The sequence below is a fragment of the Paenibacillus silvae genome, assembly GCF_014639235.1.
In the GTDB taxonomy this organism is placed as follows: domain Bacteria; phylum Bacillota; class Bacilli; order Paenibacillales; family Paenibacillaceae; genus Paenibacillus; species Paenibacillus silvae.
In genome coordinates this window covers 372,220-398,890 of record NZ_BMFU01000003.1, presented here as the reverse complement: position 1 = coordinate 398,890, position 26,671 = coordinate 372,220, and the positions used below count along the sequence as shown (strand labels likewise).

27 protein-coding genes are annotated in these 26,671 nt (G+C 47.5%); 20 read left to right on the top strand and 7 right to left on the bottom strand.

Annotated features, from left to right (window positions below):
* Positions 1-41: 41 nt before the first annotated feature.
* Positions 42-935: a formyltetrahydrofolate deformylase gene (gene purU / locus IEW26_RS12710; RefSeq protein WP_188592684.1), complete on the top strand. Its 894-nt coding sequence runs from the start codon at positions 42-44 to the stop codon at positions 933-935.
* A gap of 129 nt (positions 936-1,064) precedes the next feature.
* Here purU and IEW26_RS12705 read toward each other — a convergent pair whose 3' ends face one another.
* On the bottom strand, positions 1,065-1,541 hold the full coding sequence (locus tag IEW26_RS12705) for a hypothetical protein (RefSeq protein ID WP_188592683.1): 477 nt from the start codon (positions 1,539-1,541) through the stop codon (positions 1,065-1,067).
* Positions 1,542-1,891: 350 nt separating this feature from the next.
* Between IEW26_RS12705 and tkt the strand changes: the two genes are divergently transcribed.
* From tkt to IEW26_RS12680, 5 genes are all read left to right on the top strand, one after another.
* Positions 1,892-3,934 (top strand): transketolase, encoded by a 2,043-nt coding sequence (gene tkt, locus IEW26_RS12700; RefSeq protein ID WP_188592682.1) that lies wholly within the window; start codon positions 1,892-1,894, stop codon positions 3,932-3,934.
* Positions 3,935-4,083: 149 nt separating this feature from the next.
* A complete protein-coding gene (gene ppnP, locus IEW26_RS12695; protein WP_110898659.1) occupies positions 4,084-4,401 on the top strand; it encodes a pyrimidine/purine nucleoside phosphorylase in 318 nt (105 codons plus the stop codon).
* A 183-nt stretch (positions 4,402-4,584) separates the two neighbouring features.
* Positions 4,585-5,940, top strand: coding sequence for a glucose-6-phosphate isomerase (locus IEW26_RS12690; RefSeq protein WP_090918059.1), 1,356 nt, complete (start codon positions 4,585-4,587; stop codon positions 5,938-5,940).
* A 190-nt stretch (positions 5,941-6,130) separates the two neighbouring features.
* A complete protein-coding gene (locus tag IEW26_RS12685; protein ID WP_145403378.1) occupies positions 6,131-6,763 on the top strand; it encodes a YigZ family protein in 633 nt (210 codons plus the stop codon).
* Positions 6,764-6,768: 5 nt separating this feature from the next.
* Positions 6,769-7,371 carry a TetR/AcrR family transcriptional regulator gene (locus IEW26_RS12680; RefSeq protein ID WP_110898661.1) on the top strand — a complete coding sequence of 201 codons (603 nt, stop codon included), beginning with the start codon at positions 6,769-6,771 and terminating at the stop codon, positions 7,369-7,371.
* 170 nt (positions 7,372-7,541) lie between these two features.
* Here IEW26_RS12680 and IEW26_RS12675 read toward each other — a convergent pair whose 3' ends face one another.
* Complete coding sequence (locus IEW26_RS12675) at positions 7,542-7,943, bottom strand: secondary thiamine-phosphate synthase enzyme YjbQ (protein ID WP_184190299.1); 402 nt, start codon at positions 7,941-7,943, stop codon at positions 7,542-7,544.
* 256 nt (positions 7,944-8,199) lie between these two features.
* On the opposite strand from IEW26_RS12675, the gene cysT reads away from it, so the two are divergent.
* The 11 genes from cysT to IEW26_RS12620 all read left to right on the top strand — a co-directional run bounded on the left by cysT (position 8,200) and on the right by IEW26_RS12620 (position 17,539).
* Complete coding sequence (gene cysT, locus IEW26_RS12670; protein WP_188592681.1) at positions 8,200-9,015, top strand: sulfate ABC transporter permease subunit CysT; 816 nt, start codon at positions 8,200-8,202, stop codon at positions 9,013-9,015.
* A complete protein-coding gene (locus IEW26_RS12665; RefSeq protein ID WP_111270508.1) occupies positions 9,012-9,809 on the top strand; it encodes a sulfate ABC transporter permease subunit in 798 nt (265 codons plus the stop codon). Before cysT ends, IEW26_RS12665 begins: the two co-directional genes overlap by 4 nt.
* Before the next feature lies 1 nt (position 9,810).
* Positions 9,811-10,875 carry a sulfate/molybdate ABC transporter ATP-binding protein gene (locus IEW26_RS12660; protein ID WP_111270509.1) on the top strand — a complete coding sequence of 355 codons (1,065 nt, stop codon included), beginning with the start codon at positions 9,811-9,813 and terminating at the stop codon, positions 10,873-10,875.
* A 45-nt stretch (positions 10,876-10,920) separates the two neighbouring features.
* Entirely contained in the window at positions 10,921-11,994 is a 1,074-nt protein-coding gene (locus IEW26_RS12655; RefSeq protein WP_145403375.1) for a sulfate ABC transporter substrate-binding protein, read from the top strand.
* Between the two features lie 211 nt (positions 11,995-12,205).
* Complete coding sequence (locus IEW26_RS12650) at positions 12,206-12,652, top strand: hypothetical protein (protein WP_188592680.1); 447 nt, start codon at positions 12,206-12,208, stop codon at positions 12,650-12,652.
* Between the two features lie 227 nt (positions 12,653-12,879).
* Positions 12,880-13,692, top strand: coding sequence for an MBL fold metallo-hydrolase (locus tag IEW26_RS12645; RefSeq protein WP_188592679.1), 813 nt, complete (start codon positions 12,880-12,882; stop codon positions 13,690-13,692).
* Positions 13,693-14,041: 349 nt separating this feature from the next.
* Entirely contained in the window at positions 14,042-14,830 is a 789-nt protein-coding gene (locus IEW26_RS12640; RefSeq protein WP_229729831.1) for an RNA polymerase sigma factor, read from the top strand.
* A gap of 22 nt (positions 14,831-14,852) precedes the next feature.
* Positions 14,853-15,440 carry an ATP-dependent Clp endopeptidase proteolytic subunit ClpP gene (clpP, locus tag IEW26_RS12635; RefSeq protein ID WP_145403372.1) on the top strand — a complete coding sequence of 196 codons (588 nt, stop codon included), beginning with the start codon at positions 14,853-14,855 and terminating at the stop codon, positions 15,438-15,440.
* Between the two features lie 233 nt (positions 15,441-15,673).
* On the top strand, positions 15,674-16,048 hold the full coding sequence (locus tag IEW26_RS12630; RefSeq protein ID WP_188592678.1) for a GntR family transcriptional regulator: 375 nt from the start codon (positions 15,674-15,676) through the stop codon (positions 16,046-16,048).
* Positions 16,049-16,053: 5 nt separating this feature from the next.
* On the top strand, positions 16,054-16,920 hold the full coding sequence (locus tag IEW26_RS12625; RefSeq protein ID WP_188592677.1) for an ABC transporter ATP-binding protein: 867 nt from the start codon (positions 16,054-16,056) through the stop codon (positions 16,918-16,920).
* Positions 16,913-17,539 (top strand): ABC-2 transporter permease, encoded by a 627-nt coding sequence (locus IEW26_RS12620; protein WP_188592676.1) that lies wholly within the window; start codon positions 16,913-16,915, stop codon positions 17,537-17,539. Before IEW26_RS12625 ends, IEW26_RS12620 begins: the two co-directional genes overlap by 8 nt.
* Before the next feature lie 9 nt (positions 17,540-17,548).
* On the opposite strand, the gene IEW26_RS12615 is transcribed toward IEW26_RS12620, so the two are convergent.
* Together IEW26_RS12615 and IEW26_RS12610 are read right to left on the bottom strand one after the other, a co-directional pair.
* Positions 17,549-18,286: an MBL fold metallo-hydrolase gene (locus IEW26_RS12615; protein ID WP_260866378.1), complete on the bottom strand. Its 738-nt coding sequence runs from the start codon at positions 18,284-18,286 to the stop codon at positions 17,549-17,551.
* Positions 18,287-18,970: 684 nt separating this feature from the next.
* A complete protein-coding gene (locus IEW26_RS12610) occupies positions 18,971-20,377 on the bottom strand; it encodes an aminotransferase-like domain-containing protein (RefSeq protein ID WP_188592887.1) in 1,407 nt (468 codons plus the stop codon).
* 135 nt (positions 20,378-20,512) lie between these two features.
* On the opposite strand from IEW26_RS12610, the gene IEW26_RS12605 reads away from it, so the two are divergent.
* The gene (locus IEW26_RS12605) at positions 20,513-21,448 is read left to right on the top strand and encodes a DMT family transporter (protein WP_145403367.1); all 936 of its coding nucleotides are present in this window, start codon (positions 20,513-20,515) and stop codon (positions 21,446-21,448) included.
* A gap of 77 nt (positions 21,449-21,525) precedes the next feature.
* Here the strand turns inward: IEW26_RS12605 and IEW26_RS12600 are convergent, their stop codons facing one another.
* Positions 21,526-22,095: a TetR/AcrR family transcriptional regulator gene (locus tag IEW26_RS12600; RefSeq protein ID WP_188592675.1), complete on the bottom strand. Its 570-nt coding sequence runs from the start codon at positions 22,093-22,095 to the stop codon at positions 21,526-21,528.
* Between the two features lie 174 nt (positions 22,096-22,269).
* Between IEW26_RS12600 and IEW26_RS12595 the strand changes: the two genes are divergently transcribed.
* Together IEW26_RS12595 and IEW26_RS12590 are read left to right on the top strand one after the other, a co-directional pair.
* Positions 22,270-23,799, top strand: coding sequence for an FAD-dependent oxidoreductase (locus IEW26_RS12595; protein WP_188592674.1), 1,530 nt, complete (start codon positions 22,270-22,272; stop codon positions 23,797-23,799).
* A 346-nt stretch (positions 23,800-24,145) separates the two neighbouring features.
* On the top strand, positions 24,146-24,469 hold the full coding sequence (locus IEW26_RS12590; protein ID WP_188592673.1) for a hypothetical protein: 324 nt from the start codon (positions 24,146-24,148) through the stop codon (positions 24,467-24,469).
* Positions 24,470-24,575: 106 nt separating this feature from the next.
* Here the strand turns inward: IEW26_RS12590 and IEW26_RS12585 are convergent, their stop codons facing one another.
* Both IEW26_RS12585 and lplA read right to left on the bottom strand, forming a co-directional pair.
* Positions 24,576-25,379, bottom strand: a complete 804-nt coding sequence (locus IEW26_RS12585) for a Cof-type HAD-IIB family hydrolase (RefSeq protein WP_111270518.1) — start codon at positions 25,377-25,379, stop codon at positions 24,576-24,578.
* A 257-nt stretch (positions 25,380-25,636) separates the two neighbouring features.
* Positions 25,637-26,641, bottom strand: a complete 1,005-nt coding sequence (gene lplA / locus IEW26_RS12580) for a lipoate--protein ligase (RefSeq protein WP_145403365.1) — start codon at positions 26,639-26,641, stop codon at positions 25,637-25,639.
* Positions 26,642-26,671: the final 30 nt, after the last annotated feature.

The following is a 26,671-nucleotide window of genomic DNA, read 5'->3' as shown; positions in this document are numbered from 1 at the left end:
CCTGCAAGTCTTGCCTTAATTAAAGGAGGAAGATTAACCCGATGGAGATTCATGCAAAACAAGCACGACCAGATAATCAAAACCGCGCCAATCGTGCGCGTATGCTTATTTCCTGTCCGGATGGTCCAGGAATTGTAGCGGCAGTATCCCACTTCCTGCATCAGCATGGAGCCAACATTGTACAGTCTGACCAGTATACGATGGACCCGTCTGGCGGAATGTTCTTTATGCGGATCGAGTTCTATCTTCCGCAGCTGGAGAATAATCTGGAGAAGCTGAAAACGGATTTCGCAGAAGTTGCAGGGCGTTTCCAGATGGAATGGACACTTTCCGCGGTGAGCCGCAAAAAGAGACTGGCTATTTTTGTATCCAAAGAGGATCACTGTCTTGTAGAGCTGCTGTGGCAGTGGCAAGCTGGCGATCTCGATGCCGATATTGCGCTTGTTGTCAGCAATCACCTGGATATGAAGGACTACGTGGAATCATTCGGCATCCCGTATCATCATATTCCGGTTACAGCAGATACCAAAAAAGAAGCGGAGCAGCGTCAGCTGGAAGTGATCGGAAACGATGTGGATGTGATTATTCTCGCACGTTATATGCAAATTATCTCTCCAATGTTTATCGAGCACTACCGCAATCGCATTATCAATATTCATCACTCCTTCCTGCCGGCTTTTGTTGGAGGTAAACCGTATGCCCAGGCTTATAATCGCGGCGTCAAAATCATTGGTGCAACGGCGCACTATGTTACGGAAGAGCTGGACGGCGGTCCGATTATCGAACAGGACGTTCAGCGTGTAAGTCACGGGGATGATGTAACGGAGCTGAAACGGATCGGACGTACCATTGAGCGTGTTGTGCTTGCGCGTGCAGTAAAGTGGCATGTTGAGGATCGTGTGCTGGTTCATGAAAATAAAACGGTTGTATTTTAAGCTTGCGCTTTAATGCTGTGCAAGGTTGATCCGTAACCTTGCGAGAGAATTACTTTCCAGTAAGCCTGTGACATATCGTTAGACCCGTAACCGTAATAGATATCGTTAGACCAGGCGGCACCTGTTCCATTATTGAACCAGGGGCCGCTTTTTGGCGTGCACATATTTTCCGCATAGACCGAGCACTACACCAAACACGATATGTCCGGCACTCCAATAAAGAACGGCTCCTACATCATTAAGGTCAGGAACTCTTGTGGATAAGGGAGCCAGGGGAATATAGAGCAGGGAGGAGACGGCACCGAGACATATCCCTCGACTGAGCGGATGTCCTGAACGATTGATCCACCAGATGTAGAAAATGCCAATGACAACAGACACGCCAAGATGCAGAGAAAATTCAAACCATTCCGGCAGATGTGCGGGAAGACCGGGTACAAAATCAATATTCAGTAGCAGGGTGTATACCTTTTCGCCTGTTAATGCCTGAACAGCCTTGAGAAAGAACCCTAGAAAAACACCGCTAATTAATCCGGTTATGATCCCGGACAACCAGGGTAATGATGATTTTAACGAACGAGACGGGTGCTGTGCGGCATCGTGCATCGCAAATCCTCCTTGGAATGAAGTTGGTTCTGTCATCTGCTTTTGAATCGAGCGGTACAAGTTTAACATGCAAATTTCGCTGTAACCTCTAAAAAGTGTATGGTTTTCGAGTTAAAGGTTATACTTCATGCGATGGATTAGCAAGGTTCAGCCAGACATCAGCCGAATTTTCCGTAACTTTCTAAAAGAAGGTTATGGAAAAGCTTCACGCCAAGTGATACAATACAAAAGTGAATAAGTCAAAATGAAACATTCAAGCGGATTCACTTATTGTTTATGCGGTTTGCTTGTATGATGAGAGGGATTCGCTTGCGCACCCGACTTATCTAAAGACATGAGGAGGACAAACCATGACTGACAAGAACGAAGCGATTCAAAAGGACGAGAACACCACAATCGACAATCTGTCGATTACAACCGTACGTACTTTGGCGATTGATGCAATTGAGAAGGCAAATTCCGGACATCCGGGCATGCCGATGGGCTCCGCTCCAATGGGGTACCAGCTTTTTGCAAAAACGATGACTCATAACCCGGACCACCCGACTTGGATTAACCGGGACCGCTTTGTGCTGTCCGCAGGACATGGTTCCATGCTTCTGTACAGCTTGCTGCACTTGAGCGGCTACGATCTTCCGATGGAAGAATTGAAGCAATTCCGTCAATGGGGAAGCAAAACTCCGGGCCACCCGGAATTCGGACATACAGCAGGTGTTGATGCGACAACCGGACCACTGGGCCAAGGTATTGCAATGGCTGTTGGTATGGCTATGGCTGAAGCTCAACTGGGCGCAACTTACAACAAAGACAACTTCAACGTTGTTGATCACTACACATATGCAATCTGCGGTGATGGCGACCTGATGGAAGGCGTATCTCATGAATCTGCTTCCCTGGCTGGACGTTTGGGCCTTGGCAAACTGATCATGCTGTTCGATTCCAACGACATTACACTTGATGGTAAACTGGATCTGTCTTCTTCCGAAAGCATCGCCAAACGTTTTGATGCGTATGGCTGGCAAGTGCTTCGCGTTGAAGATGGTAACGATCTGCCTGCAATTGAAAAAGCAATCAAAGAAGGTCAAGCAGACACTGCACGCCCTACATTGATTGAAGTGAAAACCGTTATCGGTTACGGAAGCCCGAACAAACAAGGTAAAGGCGGCCACGGCGGTACTCACGGTTCCCCACTGGGTGCAGAAGAAGCTAAACTGACTAAAGAATATTACAAATGGGTGTACGAAGAAAACTTCCACGTACCAGCTGAAGTACGCGACCACTTTGCTCAAGTTAAAGAGAAAGGTATCGCTGCAAACAAAGCTTGGGACGAGAAATTTGCAGAGTACAAAAAAGCATATCCAGAACTGGCTGCTCAGTTCGAAACAGCGATCAACGGCGATCTTCCGGAAGGCTGGGATCGTGATCTGCCTAAATATGCAGCAACAGACAAAGCTTTGTCTACACGTGTAGCATCCGGTAATGCTCTGAACGGTCTGGCGCACAATGTGCCACATCTGACAGGTGGTTCTGCTGACCTGGAAAGCTCCACTATGACTCACCTGAATAACCTGACTAACTTTACTCCAGAAGATTATTCCGGTCGCAATATCTACTTCGGTATCCGTGAATTCGGTATGGCTGGAGCAATGAACGGTATGGCTCTGCACAGCGGTGTGAAAGTATTCGGCGGTACGTTCTTCGTATTTACGGACTACCTGCGTCCGGCTGTTCGTCTTGCTGCTCTGATGAGCCTGCCTGTAACGTACGTCCTGACACACGACAGTATCGCTGTTGGTGAAGATGGTCCTACACACGAACCAATTGAGCAATTGGCATCCCTGCGTATCATCCCGAACCTGACGGTTATTCGTCCGGCAGACGGTAATGAAACTTCCGCAGCTTGGGCTTATGCGCTGGAAAACAAAAAAAATCCGGTTGCGTTGGTACTGACTCGTCAAAACCTGCCGATCCTTGAAGGAACCGTAGAAGGTGCACGCGAGAACGTAAAACGCGGTGCTTATGTGGTGTCCGATGCCAAAGACGGCAAACCGGTTGCACAAATCATCGCTACAGGTTCTGAAGTACAGCTGGCTGTTAAAGCTCAAGCAGCACTGGCTGAGCAAGGCATTCAAGTTCGCGTCATCAGCATGCCAAGCTGGGATCTGTTTGAGAAACAAGACAAAGCTTACAAAGAGTCCGTGCTTCTGCCGGATGTTAAAGCTCGTCTTGCAATCGAAATGGCTCACCCAATGGGCTGGGAAAAATATGTTGGAGATCAAGGTGACATTCTCGGGATCAGCACATTTGGTGCTTCCGCGCCTGGCGACCGTGTAATCCAGGAATATGGCTTCACTGTAGATAACGTAGTTAGCCGCGTAAAAGCGCTGCTGTAATCGCATTGCTATACTAGGCTGTCATGGGCGGAGTGGCTTACGGCTGTTCTGGCCCATGACAGTTGTTATTTCCACAGAGCAAGGGGCGGCATGGCTGCCCTGATCTGTGTTGCCTTTTGTTTTGATTAACTTCAGGGGAGCGGGTACGCATGTCACAATTCGATCAAGTCAGTGTAGTGAAAAAGGCCAACATTTATTATGATGGTCAGGTAACCAGCAGAACGGTTATTTTGGGGGATGGCAGCAAAGTGACGCTGGGCATCATGCTTCCAGGCAGTTATGAATTCGGAACGGACTCTCGTGAAATTATGGAGATTCTGTCCGGAGATCTGAAAGTATTGCTTCCTGGCGAAGAAGAGTGGCAAGAGATTCAAGGCCAAGCTACATTTCATGTGCCTGCCGAATCCAAATTCAAACTGGAGATACGCAGCGTTACCGACTACGTCTGCTCGTACCCGGCGGAATAACACAAGAAGGGGAACCAGAACCGCATCCCTGCGGATTCGGTTTGCCCTTTTTGCTTCTTGCCTGCTAACAGTCAAGTTCGTGCTGCAAGCTTGTCAGCCCGGTGGATTTGAAGTATCCTTAGGCTAAGTTGTTTAGCGTCGAAAACGGAAATAGTATACCGATATCAGGAGGTTTTTGAGATCATGGCAAAAAAAGTGACATTCGATTATAGTACAGCATTGCAATTTGTGAATCAGCATGAAGTGGATTATTTCGCTGAACCGATCCGTCTCGCTCACGAGCAGCTTCATAACGGTACAGGAACAGGCTCCGACTACCTGGGCTGGATTGACCTGCCAACAGCGTACGATAAAGAAGAATTTGCCCGTATTCAAAAAGCGGCTGCCAAAATCCAAAGTGATTCCGAAGTGTTGATCGTTATCGGTATTGGTGGATCATACCTTGGAGCACGTGCAGCGATCGAAATGCTGACACACTCTTTCTATAACAACTTGCCGAAAGACAAACGCAAAACGCCAGAAATTTATTTTGCAGGCAACAACATCAGCTCTACGTATGTAACACATTTGCTGGATCTGGTAGAAGGCAAAGACTTCTCCGTAAACGTGATTTCCAAATCCGGTACAACAACGGAGCCGGCCATTGCATTCCGTATTTTCCGTGCAGCACTGGAGAAAAAATACGGGAAAGAAGAAGCTCGCAAACGTATCTATGCAACAACAGACAAAGAGCGCGGCGCACTCAAAAAGCTGGCGAATGAAGAAGGTTATGAATCTTTCATCATTCCGGATGATGTAGGTGGACGCTACTCCGTACTGACAGCTGTAGGCTTGCTGCCAATCGCAACAGCCGGCATTAACATTGAAGAGATGATGCAAGGCGCTGCGGATGCTTCCAAAGAGTACAGCAATCCGAATGTTGCCGAGAACGAAGCCTATCAATATGCTGCGGTTCGTAACGCGTTGTATCGCAAAGGCAAAGGCACCGAGATTCTCGTGAACTACGAGCCATCCCTGCACTTCGTATCCGAATGGTGGAAACAGCTCTTCGGTGAAAGTGAAGGTAAGGATTACAAAGGCATCTATCCTGCATCCGTGGATTTCTCCACAGATTTGCACTCCATGGGTCAATTCATTCAGGAAGGCAGCCGTAACATCTTCGAGACAGTTATCCAAGTCGCTGAAGTATCCGAGCATATTTCTATTGAAGCGGATGCGGATGACCTGGATGGTCTGAATTTCCTGGAAGGCAAAACGATGGATTTCGTAAACAAAAAGGCATTCCAAGGAACATTGCTCGCACATACAGATGGTCAGGTTCCAAATCTGATTGTGAACATTCCAGATATGACTCCATATTCGTTCGGATATCTGGTATACTTCTTTGAAAAAGCATGCGGCATCAGCGGATATCTGCTGGGTGTGAATCCATTTGACCAACCAGGCGTGGAAGCATACAAGAAAAACATGTTCGCTTTGCTGGGCAAACCAGGCTTTGAAGAAGAGAAAGCAGCGCTTGAAGCGAGACTTTCTGAATAATTCACAGCTGTGCTCATATAGTTAAATAAGGTTGTAACATCCATTCGGAGAACGGTGCTCTGCGGAACACCGCTTCCCGGATGTGATTAAACAGGGCAGTTCATCCGCATGATGCGGGGAACTGCTTTCTTGTAAAATGAATGATGGATGGAAGGTCAGGTTCAGAAGTTTTACAGAAAGTTGGATTGCAATGATGGAACGTTATCGAACGGTTCGGGGATCTGGGCAGCTGGAGATTGTGATCAAAAAATCACGGTTTATCGGTCATATTATGCCAGTCACCACCGAGGAGGAAGCGATTGCTTTTATTGATGATATCAAGAAAAAACATTGGAATGCGACACATAATTGTTCTGCTTACATGCTTGGCGAGCGGGATGAGATTCAGAAGCAGTCTGATGACGGTGAGCCGAGTGGTACAGCAGGCAAACCTATTCTTGAAGTGATCAAGAATCAGCAATTAAAAAATGTAGCGATTGTAGTCACACGTTACTTCGGGGGAATCATGCTTGGCGCTGGAGGTCTGATTCGTGCTTATACGGACGGAGCTGTAGCAGCAATTGAAGCAGGAGAAGTCATTACGAAGGTGCTGCATCGTGAAGTGTTTGTTGAGCTGGATTATACGTGGCTAGGGAAAGTGGAAAATGAATTAAGAAGCCGGGAAGTGCGTACAGGTGAAACTGCTTTCACCGATAAGGTTACGTTGACTTGTCTTCCGCCGGATAGTGAAACCGAGGCTTTCATCGCCTGGATCACGGATTTGACGCAAGGGCAATCCCGGATCACGGAGGGACAGCGGCTTTATTTTATTGAAGGGGAATAAAATATATGGCTAGAAGAGCAGTCGAACAGGAGTTGTCGAGGGAGCGGATACTGGAGGCGGCGAGGCATCTTTTTATTACCAAAGGATACCGCGCCATTTCGATGCGGAGCATCGGCCAGCATCTAGGCTATAGTCATGGGTCGCTGTATTATCATTTTAAAGAAAAAGCAGAGCTGTTTTATGCCATTGTTGTTGAGGATTTTAACCATCTGGGGCATCTGCTGCTGCAAGCCATGGTCAGGCCGGTTGCAGGCGGCGTGAGCAAGGTTGAGCACATTTTGATGGAATTTATTCGGTTTGGTCTGGAGAATCCATATCAATATGAGATCATGTTCATGATTCGGGACGAGGAACTGTTGTCTTACTGTCGCACCGAGCAGGGACGCTGCTTTGAACTGTTTGCGTCGATCATTCGGCAGTACATGAAGGAAGAAGGCTGTTCCGAAGAGGATATACAGCATGTACCACGTACATTGTTTCTCGCTCTGCACGGATTCATTTCGTATTATATTCAAGACCGTTTGACATTTGCGGAGATTGAATCGTCCGCACTGTCTCATGTCAAAGTGTTGTGTCGTAACTTGGGCCAGCAGCCTGGCGTGCAATAACTGGCGCTTTTGCTTGCGTCCCTACACTTCAGGGCGGTGATTTGTCATAACATTAATTCTTTATAACGTTATCTTGCGAAAGCTACAATCCGCAGAAGACGAACACAGGCGGTTCCGATCCCAATGATCGGGAGGACCGCCTGTTTATGTTTTCATTTTTCGAGTTTCGACTAACCTTCCATAATTTTAATGAAATACTCCCGATGACGAGGTCCGTCGAACTCGCAGAAATAAATGCCTTGCCATCGTCCCAGCAGAAGTCTGCCCTCATGAATAATAACAGTCTGTGACGGCCCGGTAGTTATGGACTTCAGATGAGAAGCCGTGTTGCCTTCAGCATGAAGGTACTGTGGATGCTCCCAGGGATATACTTCATCCAGACGTAACAAGACATCATGTTTCACATCGGGGTCTGCATTTTCATTAATGGCAATGCCTGCCGTGGTGTGGGGACAGTAGATCAGCACGGTTCCGTTTTGCACGCCGCTGCGCTCAATGACCTGTTTCACTTCTCGTGTGATATCCTTCATTTCATCGCGTGTAGAAGTAGTTATGCTTTGCGTAAATAACATCATTCATCGCTCCTTAGAATAGGTTTCACTCTACATAATTTTAACGCGAGAGCTTGTAACTTAACCACCAAAATAGTTCGAATAAAAGCATTGACGATTAGTACTGCAAACTGGTAAAGTATCAGATAAGCAAAAATCCAAGTAGACTAATGGGAATAATAATAAAGTAAACTTATCCAACTTAGGCAAATGTCGTATGAAGTCAGGTAGACTGCCGACCGGAGCTAAAGCCGGAGGCTGGGAGGGAACACAGCAAATGAACACCGTTCTTCGTCACAAGGGATGGACTTGGGGATTTCGCAGTACCGTATTGTTATATTTTATCGTGCTCATTGTGCTTCCGATTATCGGGGTGTACGCCAATTCCTTCTCTGAAGGATGGAACAATTTTGCGGAGAGCATTATGGACCCGATTGCATGGAAGGCGGTGCTGTTAACGGTCCGTCTGGCCGTAGTCGCCGCTCTGATTAATGTGATCCTGGGAACCATGATTGCCTGGGTGCTGACAAGATATCGATTCGTTGGCAGATCGTTTCTTAACAGTCTCGTCGATTTGCCATTTGCATTGCCAACCGCTGTAGGCGGTCTAATGATAATGCTGCTGCTCGGGCCGGTGAGCGCTGTTGGCAAGCTGGCTGAGTCGCTCGGCTTCGAGATCGTATTTCATCAGCCTGCCATCGTTATTGCGATGACCTTTGTCACGTTTCCTTTTGTCATTCGCGCAGTGCAGCCACTGCTGGAAGAGATTGATCCTTCCGAGGAAGAGGCTTCATATACGATGGGGGCTTCCAAGGCACGTACATTTATGCAGGTCATTCTGCCGTCCATGGCTCCGGGCATGATTAGCGGCGGCATGCTGGCTTTTTCAAGGGCGCTGGCTGAGTTCGGGGCCGTTGTGCTCGTAGCAGGCAACATTCCGGGCAGAACACTGACCGCTTCCGTTTTTATCTATGGTGAGATTGAAAGTGATAACCCGACAGGGGCAGCCGCAGTATCCGTTCTGCTGCTGACGCTCTCCTTCCTGATCCTCTGGCTGATTAATCTGGTACAGATGCGGGGGAGAAGACGATGAGAAAACTTTTAATCGGACTGACGTTTGCGGTATTTACCCTGCTGCTGATCATTCCGCTCGGACGAATTTTGATTGGCGCATTTGAAGATGGGGCAGGCGGTTTCGTAAAAGGCATTATGCGTCCAGAAGCACTGCACGCGCTGATGATGACCGGACTGGTTGTTCTGGTGGTGACTCTGCTTAATACGCTGTTTGGCATCATGATGGCAATCTATCTGGTTCGCGCGGGCTGGCTAAGTGACAGGGTCAAGGGGCTGCTCAACAGCATCGTTGACCTGCCCTATGCGGTATCACCTGTCATCGGCGGTTTGATGATTGTGCTGCTGCTTGGACCAAACAGCATTATGGGCGGTTTTTTTGAGGGCATCGGATTTAATGTGGTATATGCCTTCCCGGGCATGGTGATTGCCACGCTGTTCGTCACGTTTCCACTGATGGTAAGAGAGGTGATGCCTGTCTTGCAGGAGCTGGGTTCACAGCAGGAGGAGGCGGCGTCCACACTTGGAGCCTATGGCTGGAGAACGTTCTGGAGTGTGACCTGGCCTTCCATTCGCTGGGCTGTGGTCTATGGTCTGGTTTTGACGGTAGCGCGCTCACTTGGAGAATTCGGAGCTGTGTTGGTGGTATCCGGCAATATTATGAACAAAACACAGACAGCAACAACGCTGGTGTATCAGGATGTAGAGAATTTCAATGTGTCGGCCGCAAATGGTGTGGCATTGGTGCTGGTAACCTTCTCCGTAGGGCTGTTGCTCCTGATGGAATGGGCCAAGAAGCGAAAGGAAGTGCATTGAGATGCATGTGGAAGTTCGTGATCTGAACAAACATTTCGGTGATTTTCATGCGGTAAAGGATGTCTCGTTTGATATTGCCAAAGGCCATCTGATCGGTCTGCTTGGCCCCAGCGGCGGCGGGAAGACGTCGATTCTGCGGATGCTCGCAGGGCTTGAAAGTCCGGGCTCGGGAGAGATTCGTTTCCATGGAAAAGTGGTCAATCATCTGCCGCCGCAGGAGCGGGGCATCGGATTTGTATTTCAGAACTATGCGCTGTTCAAACATATGAGCGTATTTGATAATATTGCGTTTGGTCTCAAGGTGAAAAAAACACCCAAAGCCCAGATTCGTGATCGCGTGATGGAACTCGTCGAACTGACCGGGCTGAAAGGGTTCGAACAGCGTTACCCACATCAATTGTCGGGTGGACAGCGTCAGCGTGTAGCCTTTGCCAGAGCGCTGGCGCCAGAGCCGCAGCTGCTGCTGCTGGATGAACCGTTTGCCGCCATTGATGCGAAGATTCGTCAGGAGCTGCGTTCGTGGCTGCGCGAGCTGATTGAGCGTGTAGGAATTACGTCCATCTTTGTTACGCATGACCAGGACGAAGCGATTGAAGTCGCAGACGAGATTATGATTATTAGCCAGGGCAGGCTGGAGCAGAAAGGCACACCTTGGGATATTTATAAAAATCCACAGACCCCTTTTGTAGCGACCTTTATTGGCGAATCTACGGTGGTGGAGGATGCTTCACAGCTGAAAGGCTTCGAACATGCAGTACAGGGCGGGAACACTCGTGCGCTGATCCGACCGGAGTACATCGAGATCGGGTTGAAGAACGAATTCACCATGCTGTCGGCAACGGAAAAAGGCACCGTCAAGCATCTTCATTTCCGCGGCAGTGAGTGGATGGTGGAAGTTGAGGTGCAGGGTCACAAGCTTATTACGTATCGCTCGCTGGAGAAAACCACGCTGGAAATCGGGCAGACCATTCGTGTGCTTGTGCACCGTGCTTATCTGTTTAATGAATCGGAGAGCTGGGTCGTTGAGAATCGTCTCAAGGAAGATCCGATGCCGGTCATGATCTAGAGCCCGTTATTTTAAGGGAAAACAGAAATGAAAGAAGGAGCAGCCATGCAGACGAGCCAAAACAAGAAGAAGTTCATCCCTCTATACGTTATTCTGATGCTTGTGCTTGTCTGTGTGACTGCCGGATGCAGCAAGCAGGAACAGGCGCAGCCAGAGCAAGCCACGGTTTCAAGCGGTGATTCATCTCATACGCTGGTTATCGGTGCATATAGCGTAGCGAAGGATGCCGTGGGAGAGCTGTTGCCGAAGTTTCAGGAGGAATGGAAGGCAAAAACAGGACAGACCATTAACTTTCAGGAGTCATATGAAGCTTCAGGAACACAGGCCAGAGCCATTGTTGGCGGGTTTGAGGCAGATGTTGCCCTGCTTGCGATGGAAAGTGATATTGATAAACTGGTGAAGGCCAAGCTGGTCACTACCGATTGGAAGCAGACCCCGAACGCAGGCATGATTACCCGTTCAATCGTTGTTCTGGGTACCAGAGCGGGTAATCCCAAGGGCATTCAGGATTTTCAGGACCTGACCAAGCCGGGTGTGAAGGTGCTGTACCCCAATCCTAAAACTTCCGGTGGTGCACAGTGGGATATTAACGCCATCTACGGTGCAGGGCTGAAGCTGTCCGAAGAGCAGGAAGGCAAGAAGGACCCTGCCGCAGCCAAGGCATTTCTGGAAGAAGTGCATCAGAACGTCGAATCCCTGGACAAGAGCGGCCGATCCTCCATGGCAGCATTTGAATATGGCGTGGGCGATGTCATTGTGACGTACGAAAATGAACTGCTTGCCCGAATTGCCAAGGGAGTCAAGTATGATATCGTTGTGCCGAAAAATACCATTCTGATCGAAAATCCCGCAGTAGTGGTGGATAAATACGCAGACAAACACGGTAATCGGGAGCTGGCAGAGGCTTTTATCGCTTATCTGCGCACGCCGGAAGCACAGCGGATTTTTGCCAAGCATGGCTTCCGCTCGGTAGACCCGGATGTATTCGCGGAGACCAAAGCTTCGTTTCCGACACCAGCAGGGCTGTTTGATATCAACTATCTGGGCGGATGGGATGAGGTGCGCAACACACTTTATTCCAAACGCGGTGTATGGTACCAGGTGCTTGCAGGGCTGTAGTTCATTGAACGATGAACTATATAAGTTGAACTATTTGTTTACACAATAACGGAGTGGACTGTGTAAACAAATAGTTCCAGATAATATAGGAATGTGAGCCTTCATCTCGCGCTATGTCGGGATGGAGGTTTTTTACTGGGAAAGGTTATAATAGGGAGTATACTAGTGCACATGATGGCATAATTGATAATTGCAGAAAGGCGTGACAGGAATGAGTTCAGAGATCAAATTATCCCAAAGTACCGCGATTCGACTGGAGCAGGCCCGGGGCAAGGGCATGCCGGAAGCAGATATTTTGAAGGCAATTCAGGCCAAGGACGTGTCGGCATTTGACGCTGTGTCCGAGGAGCATTATCGATATGATGAATTTTTTAACTATGCGGACGAGCATGGGGAGAAGCTGGAGGAGGCAGTTCTGAACGGGTATCGTATTACGTTTAATACTCGCGGCGGACTTGGCATCTGGCTGGAAAAGGCATTTCGTCTGAAAGCAGATCAGGATTTCACAGTGGGTGATGGCATCATCACCGGTTTGCAGTTGACGGCTGCCCAGGCAGAGGTGCTGAAGCAGCGTCTGGCGTGGAACTGGGTCATTACCGATGCCAAGGAGATTCCTGCGGGCCTTGAGCTGACCTTGAAACTGCGTGCGCTGGTGTAAGCGAACGCCTTCTTCATGACGTTTGACCACGGATTGCTCAGGTCAGACGACAGACTTTCCCGGCAAGCGGTGATGAGCTGCAGCGGGAGAGTCTTTTTTTTTGCAAAAGCAGAGATAGGAGATTACAATTTACATAGAAAGTTTGAGATCAAGTGTGATGGATTACTGAACAAAAAAAGATAACATCTGAGCTGATTAGGCTTCAGGGATCGAGAGGGGAATGCGGGATGAATCAGCTCACCTTTCTGGGCACTGGCGATGCCATGGGTGTTCCACGGGTGTATTGTGATTGCGAGGTATGTACGGAGGCACGGCAGACAGGTGAGAATCGACGCAAGCGTTCATCTGTTCTGATCCACGGAGGCGATCAGGTTGGGGGTGCAGATGAAGACGGGATGATTATGATTGACTGCGGACCCGACTGGCGTTCCCAGATGGAGGATCAAGGGATACGTATGGTGCATACGCTGCTGATTACGCATGCGCATTTTGATCACATTGGCGGTTTGCCGGAATGGGCGGATGCTTGCCGTTGGCTGGGTGTGAAGGGGAAGCTGTATGCTCCCCGTGAGGTAATTGTCATCATTCAGGCGCAGTTTCCGTGGCTTGCTCGTCATATGGATTTTCTGGAGACGGATAACGGAATTGAACTGGGTGGATGGAACATTCGGTCCTGGAAGGTATGCCACGGGCACAATGGGTACTCCTATGCTTACCGACTTGAACGCGAGGGGTATGCGTGGGCGTACTGTTCGGATGCTATAGATTTGAAACCAGATGAGAAGGCGCTGCTGCATGGACTGGACCTGCTGGTGCTGGGTACAAGTTTTGTTCACGAGCTGGCGGAATTTTCGACGCGTTCGGTCTATGATATGCAGGAGGCACAGGAGCTTTTGCGAGAGCTGCGGCCAGAACAGACATATTTTACACATATGTCCCATGATGTTGATGTGCGTCAGCATTACAAGCTGGATCAAGGCATAACGATAGCTCTGACGGGAATGACGGTGAAGCTGGGTCAGGATCGGAATGGGAAGTAAGGAACAATTACAATTAACATATGAAAAAAATAAAATGAAGAAGAGCGTATCCTTTACAGGAGGTTCTTCGTTTACATAGTGAAAGTCATCTAAATTAGCATCAATCAGGAACCAGCAAAGGGGGGCCCCCGAGATGGCCTTTGTGAAGTCCGTAGATCGACCCATCAACAGCAACAGACAACAGCATAAATGGAGCAGTTCAAGTAGCTACTGCAGGACCGATGAAATGAATGGGAGTAATAGAGCCAGTTCAGCATACGGAACCACGGTAGTTAATGAAACGAACCAAATAAATGCAGCGAAGCAAACACAGGGTATGGACAGAAGTAAGCATGCAGCGGGGGAAAACGTGCCACACTCAACGCTACATGATGTATTGCCTGACCTGATGGGAGCATTGTATGCGTATTGCTTTTCACTGACCAAATCCATGAACGAGGCAGAGGATCTGGTACAGGAAACCTGTCTCAAGGCGTTATCGTCTGCTGCGGCTCACGTCGTGAATCGAACAGAAGCGTTCAATTGGGAGGCTTATCTGATTCGAATCGCACGGAATACGTGGATTGATGGAATCCGCAAGCAGGAGAAGCAGCGATCCATATTGGATGGTCTGAAACCGGTGATGTCAGCGTATGTGGAGGAAGAGCCATGGGAAGAGCTGGAGTCGGCGGTGCGGCTTCTGATTCAAGAGCTTTCACCATGGCAGCGGGCGATTTATATATTGCGTGAAATGATGGGATATACGGCGGCAGAGACTGCGAGCATGCTGAGTACCACCGAGGGAGCTGTGAAGGCGGCTCTGAATCGTGCCCGCACAGCCTTGAGCAAGGTGAAGCAGAAGCTGGGAGAGGGCGGAACGGATGCCATATTTGAAATGAATTCGAAGGAAGGGGCTGCTGATGCAGAACAGGAGCAGCTTCGAACCTATCTGATGGCTTTTCGCGGGGGAGATACAGCTCGTCTGATTGACCTGTGCCTGAATCGGATGCATGATCCGATGGCTGTGGCGGGTACGATCCTGCAGAGCACTTTGCCGTCTCCATCCATGCAGCCAGTGATGATGTACAACGAATATGCTGCTTCAGGTATGAATTCAATGTCTCATCGAAGTGGGTATACAGTCATCCTGGCTGCCTAATGATAAGGAGGCGAGCTAGCATATGAACGTAGTACCTTATGTAGTGGAGCAGACCGCTCGTGGTGAGCGGAGTTACGATATTTATTCACGTTTGCTGAAAGACCGCATCATTATGGTGTCGGGAGAGATTGAGGATCAGATGGCCAATGCCATCGTGGCCCAGCTGCTGTTTTTGAGTGCAGAGGACCCGGATAAGGATATCCAGATGTACATTAACAGCCCGGGAGGCTCGGTGACAGCAGGGTTCTCGATCTATGATACGATGCAGTTTGTGAAGCCGGACATTTCTACGATCTGCACAGGCATGGCAGCAAGCTTCGGCACAATTTTGCTCGTAGGTGGCACCAAAGGAAAACGCATGGCGCTGCCCAACAGCGAGATCATGATTCATCAGCCGCATGGCGGCACGCGTGGGCAGGCATCGGATATGCTCATTCATGCGAATCGTATTATCCAGCATCGTCAGCGTCTGAATCAGCTGCTGGCAGACCATACAGGGCAGCCGCTGGAGCGCATTGAGAAGGATTCCGATCGTGACTATTTCCTCACGGCAGCGGAAGCGGTGGACTATGGACTGGTGGATAAGGTGGTTACAGGTGCCGGTGCATAAATGTAAGTGTACGCTTAAATGTAGGTAAGGGTAGGTTTAAGTTCGATGTGATTGTGAGATAAGTACAGGGATGACAGGAAACTGTCGTTCTTTTTGTTTTGGTTTTAGCCAGTTAAGTTTGTATAGCGTGTTGAAATTGTAAGGTTGACTTAAACCAGGCATAGTGTATATATTATATATATACACTATGCCTGGTTTGTTCGTAAGATGTAAAGGTGATGAGGTGAAAGAACATGAATATTCGGATATCCAACGCATCCAGCGATCCTATCTATATCCAGATTTTATCCCAAATCCGGCAGAGCATTCTGAACGGAGAGCTCACAGCAGGGGATAGTCTGCCTTCCATTCGGCAGCTTGCCAAGGATTTGCAAGTCAGCGTTATTACAACGAAACGTGTGTACGAGGAGTTGGAAAAGGAGCAGCTGATTGATTCCGTAGTTGGCAAGGGGAGCTTTGTATCCGGTGCAAATCAGGATTTTATCCGGGAGAGACGTATGAAACAATTGGAAAGCAAGCTGCTTGAGGTTATTCAGGAAAGCAAGGAACTGGGCATGAGTTCGCAGGATTTGATTCATCATCTTACTTTGCTGTTAGAGGAGGAATAAGCACGATGAACGCTATAGAATTGCGGAATGTGACAAAAGCTTACCCATTATTTAAGGTGCACAACATATCTATGGATGTAAAGGAAGGTTATATCACAGGACTCATCGGCCCAAACGGAGCTGGCAAAAGCACCCTGATCAAAATGATTACAGGGTTAATTCATCCCGATCAAGGAACATTGCGGACGTTGGGCAGTGAAATGCCAGAACAAGATGTGGCTGTCAAGCAGCGCTTGGGAATTGTATCCGATGAATGCTTTTATTACGAACATCTGACAATCCGGGAGATGGCCCGTATGATTGCTCCCTTTTACAGCTGCTGGGATCATGCTTTGTTCAGCAGTTACCTGGAGCAGTTCGAGCTGTCTCCGAAAAAGAAAATTCAGGATTTGTCCAAAGGCATGAAGATCAAATTTTCGCTTGCGGTAGCTCTGTCACATGATGCCGATCTGCTTGTCATGGATGAACCAACATCGGGTCTTGATCCCGTTTTTCGGAGGGAGCTGCTTGATCTGCTAGCGGGAATGATTCAGGATGAGACGAAGTCTATCATTTTCTCGACACATATTACGACAGATCTGGAGCGTATTGCGGATTATATCGCGTTTGTTAACCAAGGCAAGTTGATTTTTAATGAAGCCAAGGACGACGTGCTTGAACGCTACACCATTGTCAAAGGGGACATGGAGTTGCTGGATGCCGATACCCGGCGACATTTCGTTGGCATACGAGAATCAACGGTAGGTTTCGAAGCGTTGTCGGATAATAAAGCGGAGGCACAGCGTCTATTTGGGAGCGAGGCCCTGCTGCACAGGCCTGCCCTGGAAGATCTCATTTATTTCACCGCAAAAGGGGGACGTCAGCATGCTTAATCTGCTTCGCAAAGACTTAATCGTTCTGAAAAGCTCCTTGTGGACGATAGCGCTTTATTTGGTGGTGTTCAGCTTCGCTTTTATTCCAGGCAGTGAAATGTCTATGTATTTTGTGGGCATTTACACCGCTTTTGGCACGATTATGCTGGCCACGATGATTGATATCAAAAACAATAATCATAACTTTCTGGTGACTCTTCCAGTCAGCCGCAAACAGATCGTGAAAGCCAAGTACCTGTCCTCCATTCTTTATGCGCTGTTTGGAGTGTTAACCTCTTACGGAATTCACAAGCTGGTTAAACTGAATTATCCCGAGTTGAACAAACCCCATTATTCGATACTGGATATTGCGATCTCACTCGGCATAGTACTTGTGCTGGTGTCAATCTACATGCCACTCTTCTACGCACTTAGTAAAAAGGGGGCGGGCATCATCAATACTATATTTATGATCTGCCTGATTATTTTGGCCCAGCCTGCTGCGTTTCTTCTCCATGTGGCTGGTAAGAAAGGACTGAGTACAGTGCCAGTTATTTCGGCAGTTTCCGTGGCCATTATAGCGCTGTTTCTCATTTCGTATATCGTTACGATTCGTCTGTTTGAGAGAAAAAATCTGTAAGTGAGAGATTTAAAAAGAAATGACCTCACCGTCTTTAGGAATCCAAACAGAGCCTTCCAGATGTTGTTCCTTTATATACTCGGTAAGCTGATTCTGGCTCAACCTGCAGTGGTTGATGGTATTCAAGTGCACGGCGAGCAGCTTCGTTCTTGGCGATAAGCGAGCTATGCGAGCGACATCTTCACGTGTCATGGTGATCGTAGTCCCCCATATCATTTGGGCTTCTCCTGTATTTAAAACAGCAATGTCCGGATTATACTTACGAAAAACTGCTTCGATCGCAGTTGTATAGATACAATCACCAACGATATAAATAGATCCTTCTTCTATTGCATTGAATATAAAACCGGAAACTGGCCCTAATAGCTTTCCAGAAATTCCCGTAGCATGCTGCCCGGTAATTCGTTTTATTTGAATACCTCCCCACTCCAAAGAATGATGGACGGGTATTGCTTTCAAAAAACCAGAGGATTGTATAGAGGCCTGGTCGTTGGGTTGACAAAATACAGGTATATTTTTATCAAGTATGGAAATGGCCTTTTTATCCCAATGATCGAAGTGGCGATGTGTCAATAGAATGGCATCTACATCCTCAAAAACATGGAGTGGGACAGGTAAGGGGGTTAATGGGTTTCTACGATAATTTCGAGTGAAAGGTACAGGTGAAAGCACTCCGGCATCACTCAACATTGGATCAATCAGTATACGTTTATTTTTTATCGTTAAAATTGATGTTGCGTGTCGAATATGTTGTATTGAAATAGATATGTTAAACAGCTCCCCAATAACTAATAACTACTTATTCCAGAAATTATACGTATATCAACTCAGACGACGGATTGACAGTGGTCTATTGCTAACGATTCCAGGAGACGCTATTTGCTGGATTTCAGGTAGTTTGAAAATGTAACGATTCCAGGAGACGTTATTATCGTATTTTTGATGAAAAACAGGCGTAAATCTAGTGTTTTAGTTGAAATAGCGTTACTGGGAATCGTTACAATTTTTAGTTCGCAAAAAACGCTTAAATAAGGTTGCTGGGAATCGTTAGCGTTAGCGTCCAGTTGGCGTGCTTGAAGGTATTATAGTCAACTTGATGCCAGGAATAAATATATACAGCCCAGTCCTATTTTTTTCTCCAAACTTGCCCTTCGGTTACGAATTGAGCCATTGGCAGCGTTGCGATGTTTCGCTATCCACTCAAGCCTTTGGTAACTCGACTCTCCGAGCTTCCGTGTGTCACCGGTCTTCTGGTATTCCTACAGCTTGCTTGATGCGTTTAGCCTTTCGGCACCACGTGTAACTCTCAGCACACGGTGCCCTGCCTCATGACAAGGTGGTCATCCACAGTCGTTTCGTGCGCATGCTCTCATCCTCACGCTATTTCTGTGTTCCAGTAACCTGTATATCTCCCATCGATGGATGCCTAACTTAATTTTTCGCTGCCAGGGTGATCAGTCTGTGCATTCCCTCTCGAATCTGCTGCTCACGGGCGTAGGAGAAGGAGAGGCGAAGCTTGCGACTGCCGGAAGAATGCGAAGGATCAAATACCGTTCCAGGCACAAAAGCAACCGATTGCTCCATGCTTCGATGTAGCAGTCTGCCTGTATCCATCCCTTCCGGCAGCTCGGCCCAAATGTTGAGGCCACCTTCAGGACGAGTCCATGTCCAGTCGGTCTCCTTCAGACATTGCTCCATGACTTCCATACGAAGCTGAATGGCGGTTCGCAGCTTGGACAGATGCTGATGCATACGTTCGGATTGAAAGTAACGTAGAAACAGCTTCTGATTCAGCAGTGGTGATCCGTTATCCGTTAAAGCTTTGATCGCCTGTAGTCCTGGCGTGAGATGTGAACGGCACATGATAGCTGCAATCCGCAAACCGGGCACAACGTATTTGCTATAGCTGCGAATGTACAGCGTATGCCCGGAAGTGTCGTAAGTAAAGATAGGAGCCGGGGGTTTCTCTTTAAAATAAATATCATAGGTGCTGTCGTCCTCCACCAGAAAGCAGCCGTATTGCTCAGCCAGTTCTGGCAGCTGTTTGCGCTGCTCCACCGAAATGCTGATCCCTGTTGGGTTTTGAAAGGTGGGTGTCATATAGAAGAGCCGAGGCTTCTCCGTTTTCATCAAATGCTCGATCTGTTCCAGATCGTAGCCCTCCGGGTGGATATCGGTGAAGACAAGTCGTGCCCCCTGCTTGCGGAAAATCTCCATGGCAGGGCCGTACGTTGGCCGTTCGATCAATACCCGGTCTCCGGGTTTGACCAGCGCACGGGAGATGACATCTATCGCCTGCTGTGCACCGGAGGTAATCAGCACTTCGTCAGCAGAGAGATAGAAACGTTCCTTGCTCGTCAGATGACTAGCCAGACTGCTGCGCAGTTCCAGATCACCCTGGATAGTTGAATATGTGCCGAGTAACCGAGGATACTGGTCCAGCAGGTCGCGCATTAATTCGCCCCAATATCGGTTGGGCAGCAGGGCAGGATCAATCAATGATTTGGAAAACTGATAGTCAGCCTCGAGGGATTGGACCCGGTCGAGCGTGTCCCAATGAAGCCAGGCAGACACGGACGGATCATCCGCCTGTTCTGCTTCCTCTAGTGGTTTGGCAGGGCTGATATAATAACCGGACTTGTCTTTGACATATACGATCCCGCGCTGTTTCAGCTCTTGATACGCCTTGAAAACCGTAAGCCGATGTACGCCAAGCAGCTCGGACAGGCTTCTCACCGAAGGAAGTTTCTCTTGTTCCGTCCATTCACCTGCTTCAATTCGCACCATGAGATAATGAATGACCTGCTTGTACCGCTTCATGCTGTTATCTGTCATCATGATTGTTTCGCCCACCCGATCCACGCTCCTTTTAAGCTATATTGTAACAGCTAATGGGAGATAACTGTTCTGTTTTATTTATTCTGTTCTGTAGACGATGAGTTATGATGGAGAACAGAAAAAGGAGTGGTTAACATGGTGGGCATTGCATTTACGATTATGTGTCTCGTTTTCGGGACAACGTTTCTGGCGATTAAAATTGGAGTGGAGGCAGGGATGCCGCCGTTTCTGTCAGCAGGACTGCGATTTGTGATCGCAGGAGCTTTGATGTTTACATGGATGTGGATGAAAGGCAAAGTAAATCTGTCTCTCCTGTTCCGCAAAGAAATGCTGATTACGGGGGCGGGTTTAACCTTCGGTACCTTTGCCACGTTGTATTGGGCTGAACAGCATGTCAGCTCGGGTGTGGGTGCGATTTTATCGGCTACAGGGCCGCTGATGATTATGTTAATGCAGACAGCCTTGTTGCGGCAAAAAACATCTGCCCGCATGCTTGCCGGTTGTTTAATCGGTTTTACGGGTGTAGTGCTGGTTGTGCTGCCGGGAGTATCGCTTGGCGCCGGATCACTATTTTTGTGGGGATGTATCGCAGTGCTGGTAGGGGAAGTCTGTTATTCGGCAGGTACGCTGTACTCCAAAAAAGTCATTCACCAATTCAGTGAGATGAGTCCTGTTGCCATCAATGCGGTGCAGATGATGTATGGTGGCGTGTTATTATTCATTCTGTCGGCGCTGACGGAAACCTGGAATATGTCGGCACTGGACGTCCTGCCTGCCGTATCTTCCGTGATCTATCTGACGGTTATCGGTTCGATGGTGGGGCACAGTCTGTTTTACTGGATTATGTCGCGTACTAATCCGCTGTTCCCGGCAACCTGGTTGTATATTTCTCCACCGATAGCCGTCGGACTTGGAGCCATTGTTTACGGGGAGCATGTCAGCTGGGTAACGTGGATTGGCGTCGTGCTGGTCATTTCTGGCCTGCTGGCCATGAACGAAAAGCTGAGCGGCTGGTTGAAGAAAAGAACGGTGACAGGGGTCAGCCAAGCTCCTGAATCTGTTTTGAAATAGAATATCAAGTCATAAAGGTAATGAAATCCACAGGCTCAATCTCGAAATCAACTCCTGATTTTGGATTGGGCTGTTTGTTATTCTAACCTGATGTTCTCGTTAACCAATTGATAGTAATATTCATCCATCTGTTCAGCTGTAATTTCTTCTTCAAAATGAAGTATCCACCACGTTACAAGTAAACTGATAACCCCTGAGTGAAATTCCGCCACAAGTTCTACAGGAAGTGCAAATTGCTTCCCCCTTCGCTTTAATTCCAGAAAATCTTGCTTGAAGAGTTCTCCGATATAATTTCTGAAAAAATCGTTAAATGCTTCATCTTCCTTTTGATTATGAACGATCGTTGTGAGCACGTTTCCAAGCATAATTCCAGACAGACTTTGCAGTGGCTGCTGTAGACGCTTTTCTACATCCATTTGCAGATAATCTCGGAGGCACCAAGTGAGAGTGGAGGACAACAGCGCAAATTTATCTTCAAAATGCGTGTAAAACGTTGTGCGATGAACCATGGCTTGGTCACATATTTCATTAATCGTAATGTTACTGAATCGTTGGCCTTGCCTGGATAACAGATCAATAAGTGCCATCGTTAACAATTTATGAGTTCGGGTAACTCTTAAATCGACCTTCTTACCAACCGTTTTCATCTACATCATTTCCTTATTGTAGTTTATCTGTATACTTATCTCATTTTGTTCCTTACCAAAAAAGAGATTTTAGATATATATTGGTATTATAAGTATATTTTTGATTGATCTACAACCGTAGAAAAATAACCCTCATAGAAAAGGATAGAATTACGATGAAAGGATGGAGTTATGATGACTGATATGAAAAAAGCTATCGTGATTGGCGCAGGAATTGCAGGGTTAATCACTGCAAGAATGTTATCTGATTATTATGAAGAGGTATGCATTATCGAGCGAGATGAATTGCCTGCTGAACCATCGAATCGGCAGGGAGTGCCTCAATCCTTTCATCCTCATCGGGTATTGCCGCGCGGCGGACTCATTCTGGAACAGTATTTTCCCGGATACAATGATGAATTAATTGCATTGGGTGCTATTCCTTCACAGAATGAAAAGTTTGTGATAGCCAATCGTTACGGAACATTAGTCAACAAAGCGAATGCGGCTGCTTCGTCATTCAACATTGCATCGTGCAGCAGAGCCTTGCTTGAATGGGTACTGCGTCAGCGAGTACAGAGCATCGATCATGTAAGCTTTTTAACGAGCACAGAAGTTACCGGGTTAATGGTATCGGAAGATCGCCATTCCATTACAGGAGTATACACTAAAAAAAGAGGCCGGGATCATCGGATAGAAATGCTTGCAGCGGATATGGTGATTGATGCCGCCGGGCGCTCCTCCAAATTGATCAGGTGGCTTGATGAGATAGGAATACCTGTGCCTGAACCGGAGGTGCTGAAGGTATCTCTTGGTTACAGCACCCGTTATTACAACATACCGTCCTCTATTCAAAATGAATGGGGAACGGTCATTGCAGAATCAGACCCGGAGCAAGGAATTCGTGCAGGCATGTTCTGGCGAATTGAAAATGATATTGCGGGAGTATTGCTTTTCAACGCAGGAGGCAATGAATATCCTTCCACCGATCCGGATGAGTTTCAAAAGCAAATCAAGCAGCTGTTTGCTTCACATGAAATCGCAGCATTGGTAGACCAGCTGGAGCCGCTTCAAGGACCGCGAGGATACCGTATTTCCGAGTCTGTCCGTCAACATTTTGAGCTGATGGAGCATTGGCCTTCGGGATTACTCGTGCTTGGCGATGCATTCTGCAGCTTTGATCCAATCCATGGCCAAGGTATGACGGTTGCTGCAATTGAGGCCGAGACGATAGGGAAATGTCTAGAGGCACAGCGAGTGCATCCTGAGCCACAGTTTGAGCGCCAGGTGCTGCTTCGTATGCAGCAGGAGATCGAACCGGCCTGGTGGCTCAGCTCGGTGGCAGACCTGCGCTGGCAAGGTGTTGAGCATGTTGGGCCGTCCCGACTGAAGGGGGTAACCTTTGCTCAGAAATATATCAATTTGTTTGTGAAGCAGGCAATGAAAAAGTCGAGCCAGGAAAACAATAATCGTCTCTTTTTTATGAACTTTCTGATGAATGCCTTAATTCTTCCTCCAAGCGAATTTTTTAAAGGGGACATTCTGAACTTGATTTTGAATGACAATGGCTCCAAAGAAGAACTGGAGTTAAGAGCAGAGCTTGGTATAGAAGATCCAGAGCTTTTCCAGCAAAGAATAGATGAGATTATTCCGTCATTTCAGTTGGAGCCCGATGGTCGTATCCAGAAAATGCTGGATTCTTTACGGCTTGCGATGAGCAAGTAAGGGGAATAGATGAAAAAAATTATATTAAATTTCATAGCCAGCGTTGAACCATTGCTTTAAATCTCAACATCCTTGAGAGATTGGACTAATGTGCTGTAAAACAGAGCTCTTCATCACTTATGAAATGACAACATGTCTTATGAAAGAGTTCTGTTTTTGCTTTGAAAAAAAATACATATCAGACAAATGTGAATATGATATAGTGATTGTTGTAGTTAATTTGATGGGAAGGAGAGAACATAAGCATTTGTTAGTATTGAGGTTATTTAAGTTTCGCTAAGTCTAGACTTAAAAAAGTATTATTAGAAAAGAATGTCACAGAAATTAACCTGATTTGGAGGCTTGCATGGAAGAAGAAATACATATTGTCTCATATTTAATCGGGATTATTCCATTTTTGATTTTTCTACTCTTCTCATTTTCTCATCGTTATTTAGCATTTTTCACTTTATTTTTGTTTTGGGGAGGATTGTTCTACCTTGGGATCGTGTTGGATGTAGATACCTATTTTTTTGAACAGGCTGTTCCAAGTATCCTTGGTAGTATCATTGGTCATTTGTGGGGAGCTGCGGCAGGTGGGATGGATGCTAAGGTAGAAAGAAGAGCGGAAAAGAGAGATCAGCGGGAACGAGCAGTTCGGGCACTGGAACGTATGGCGAACAAGAAATAGTTTAAAGCTTTCATAATCCGAATCATCACAAAACGGCTGGAAACAAAAAGCCCGGAGCCACAATTCATAGTGGCATCCGGGCTTTCTTAAATTAACGAATGATAATTTACTCTGCATTCAGTACAAACTTCTCAATTACCTCTTTGACTCCGTCTTCGTTGTTGCTTGCTGTAATGTAATCCGCCAGCTCTTTCAGGGCAGGGATCGCATTGCCCATCGCTACACCAAGACCAGCCACTTCCAGCATTTCGTGATCGTTCCATGAGTCACCGATGGCGATGCATTCGCTGAGCTGATGACCGAAATGCTCGGCCAGGAACGTCAGCGCGTGGCCCTTCGTGCCTTCTTTATGCATGATTTCGAGGAAATACGGCTTGGACTTCGTAATGTGTACCTCGGGTCCGAGCAGCTCACGAAGCTCGACAGCCACTTGATCCAGATAGTCCGGCTCATCAATGATGAGCAGTTTTGGTGTTGGCTGTTCGATCACTTTAATGAAATCAGACTCGATGTAATATTGTGTGCCGTTTAATTTGGCATAATCAAGCAGCTTTTGATTTTCTTCACGGGCATAAAGCTTGTCGTCGATGTACGTTTGCAGGTGCAGGTTTTTCTCCAGGCAGTAGTCAAACAGCTTGCGGGAAGCCTCCTGCGGCACATAGCGCTCATACAGCACTTTTTCGTCCAGCAGGTTTTTCACCAAAGCTCCTTGATACGTAATGATCGGCACGTTCAGCTTGGTTTGGCGAGCAAGTGCCTGTGCAGAAGCATACGCGCGTCCAGTAGCGAGAGTTACCACGACACCGTGGGCTACTGCTTGTTCCAGTGCAGTTTGGGTAGCGGGTGTAACTTCCTTGTTGTCGTTAATCAGGGTGTCGTCGATGTCAATCGCGATGAGTTTGTAAGTCATGTGTGCGTTTCTCTCCTTTTTTATCTGGCTCTATTTCATTGAACGAAATAAATAGATTACACGAGTCACTCCAAATGCAGATTCATCTTCCGATCACTGTTATCCCCGGATTTTTATTAAAGTTTTACTGGATGGTAAAATCCGGTTCTAAACGTGAGCGCTTCGCTTCTTCATATGAATTCTGCCTTTTCCGTTAAACGTGTAATCCTGAATCCGCTCAAACAATCTATATCCATCTAAATGGCGTATTGCCTTTGTTACTCCTCCAGGAAAATAAGACCGATGAAGTCTTCCAGCTCCAGGTTGCCGAAGTAATGTTTCACATCCAGACCTTCCAGTGCTGAACGCACTTCAGTCTCGTCATAACGCTTGCCGCGCAGCATATCCTCGATATCTGCTACATCGCCAACACCAAAGAAGTCTCCGAAGATTTTGATATCCTCGATGCGTCCATCCTTGATGTTCATGCGCAGGTCGATGATGCCCACCGGGAATTTGCGGGTATGCTTTACATTGCTTTCCGGTGACAGACCGTAGTTCCAGTCCCAGTTGTTATAACGCTCGGCCGAGATTTCCTTGATTTTGTCCCAGTCTTTCTCGGTCAGCTTGTACTGTGGAACGTCCTGCGGCTCCATACGGAAAATGTGACGCAGCAGCTCATCACGGAACTCTTCAATCGTCAGATTAGTGTCAATCAGATCACGAATGTTGGCCACGCGGCTGCGTACCGATTTGGTGCTCTTTGATTTGAATTTCTCGGGATTGACGTTCAGGGATGCCTGAACATGCTCCAGGTTCAAATCAAACATCAGCGTGCCATGACTGAACATACGTCCGCGAGTGGCGAATTGCGCGTTGCCGGAAATTTTCTTTTCACCGACTTGCAGATCATTGCGCCCGGTCAACTCGGCATTCACGCCAAGCTCATGCAGGGCTTCAACGACAGGCTGGGTGAACTTGCGGAAGTTGTGGAAGGATTGACCGTCATCCGCAGTGATAAAACTGAAGTTCAGGTTGCCCAGATCGTGATACACCGCCCCGCCCCCGGAAAGGCGACGTACCACTTGCACTCCGTTATCCTGAACGTACTCGATATTAATCTCTTCAATCGTGTTCTGGTGTTTACCGATAATGATCGACGGACGGTTGATATAAAACAACAGATAGCTGTCATCCTCCATCGGCAGATGCTTCAATATGTACTCCTCAATCGCGAGGTTTACAGAAGGATCTGTAATGCCCTGATTATCTACAAACAGCATGGTCATTCCTCCATTAATGTATATGAGAGG

What these genes read in the sequence shown, in the direction of transcription:
- IEW26_RS12665 (WP_111270508.1), top strand. Translation starts at nt 9,012, where the DNA reads ATGAGAAAACTTTTAATCGGACTGACGTTTGCGGTATTTACCCTGCTG.
- IEW26_RS12590 (WP_188592673.1), top strand. Translation starts at nt 24,146, where the DNA reads ATGGAAGAAGAAATACATATTGTCTCATATTTAATCGGGATTATTCCA.
- IEW26_RS12650 (WP_188592680.1), top strand. Translation starts at nt 12,206, where the DNA reads ATGAGTTCAGAGATCAAATTATCCCAAAGTACCGCGATTCGACTGGAG.
- IEW26_RS12595 (WP_188592674.1), top strand. Translation starts at nt 22,270, where the DNA reads ATGACTGATATGAAAAAAGCTATCGTGATTGGCGCAGGAATTGCAGGG.
- IEW26_RS12620 (WP_188592676.1), top strand. Translation starts at nt 16,913, where the DNA reads ATGCTTAATCTGCTTCGCAAAGACTTAATCGTTCTGAAAAGCTCCTTG.
- IEW26_RS12680 (WP_110898661.1), top strand. Translation starts at nt 6,769, where the DNA reads ATGGCTAGAAGAGCAGTCGAACAGGAGTTGTCGAGGGAGCGGATACTG.
- IEW26_RS12645 (WP_188592679.1), top strand. Translation starts at nt 12,880, where the DNA reads ATGAATCAGCTCACCTTTCTGGGCACTGGCGATGCCATGGGTGTTCCA.
- lplA (WP_145403365.1), bottom strand. Translation starts at nt 26,641, where the DNA reads ATGCTGTTTGTAGATAATCAGGGCATTACAGATCCTTCTGTAAACCTC.
- IEW26_RS12600 (WP_188592675.1), bottom strand. Translation starts at nt 22,095, where the DNA reads ATGAAAACGGTTGGTAAGAAGGTCGATTTAAGAGTTACCCGAACTCAT.
- IEW26_RS12685 (WP_145403378.1), top strand. Translation starts at nt 6,131, where the DNA reads ATGATGGAACGTTATCGAACGGTTCGGGGATCTGGGCAGCTGGAGATT.
- IEW26_RS12690 (WP_090918059.1), top strand. Translation starts at nt 4,585, where the DNA reads ATGGCAAAAAAAGTGACATTCGATTATAGTACAGCATTGCAATTTGTG.
- IEW26_RS12625 (WP_188592677.1), top strand. Translation starts at nt 16,054, where the DNA reads ATGAACGCTATAGAATTGCGGAATGTGACAAAAGCTTACCCATTATTT.
- IEW26_RS12660 (WP_111270509.1), top strand. Translation starts at nt 9,811, where the DNA reads ATGCATGTGGAAGTTCGTGATCTGAACAAACATTTCGGTGATTTTCAT.
- IEW26_RS12655 (WP_145403375.1), top strand. Translation starts at nt 10,921, where the DNA reads ATGCAGACGAGCCAAAACAAGAAGAAGTTCATCCCTCTATACGTTATT.
- IEW26_RS12675 (WP_184190299.1), bottom strand. Translation starts at nt 7,943, where the DNA reads ATGTTATTTACGCAAAGCATAACTACTTCTACACGCGATGAAATGAAG.
- clpP (WP_145403372.1), top strand. Translation starts at nt 14,853, where the DNA reads ATGAACGTAGTACCTTATGTAGTGGAGCAGACCGCTCGTGGTGAGCGG.
- IEW26_RS12605 (WP_145403367.1), top strand. Translation starts at nt 20,513, where the DNA reads ATGGTGGGCATTGCATTTACGATTATGTGTCTCGTTTTCGGGACAACG.
- IEW26_RS12630 (WP_188592678.1), top strand. Translation starts at nt 15,674, where the DNA reads ATGAATATTCGGATATCCAACGCATCCAGCGATCCTATCTATATCCAG.
- IEW26_RS12585 (WP_111270518.1), bottom strand. Translation starts at nt 25,379, where the DNA reads ATGACTTACAAACTCATCGCGATTGACATCGACGACACCCTGATTAAC.
- cysT (WP_188592681.1), top strand. Translation starts at nt 8,200, where the DNA reads ATGAACACCGTTCTTCGTCACAAGGGATGGACTTGGGGATTTCGCAGT.
- ppnP (WP_110898659.1), top strand. Translation starts at nt 4,084, where the DNA reads ATGTCACAATTCGATCAAGTCAGTGTAGTGAAAAAGGCCAACATTTAT.
- IEW26_RS12705 (WP_188592683.1), bottom strand. Translation starts at nt 1,541, where the DNA reads ATGCACGATGCCGCACAGCACCCGTCTCGTTCGTTAAAATCATCATTA.
- tkt (WP_188592682.1), top strand. Translation starts at nt 1,892, where the DNA reads ATGACTGACAAGAACGAAGCGATTCAAAAGGACGAGAACACCACAATC.
- IEW26_RS12610 (WP_188592887.1), bottom strand. Translation starts at nt 20,377, where the DNA reads ATGATGACAGATAACAGCATGAAGCGGTACAAGCAGGTCATTCATTAT.
- purU (WP_188592684.1), top strand. Translation starts at nt 42, where the DNA reads ATGGAGATTCATGCAAAACAAGCACGACCAGATAATCAAAACCGCGCC.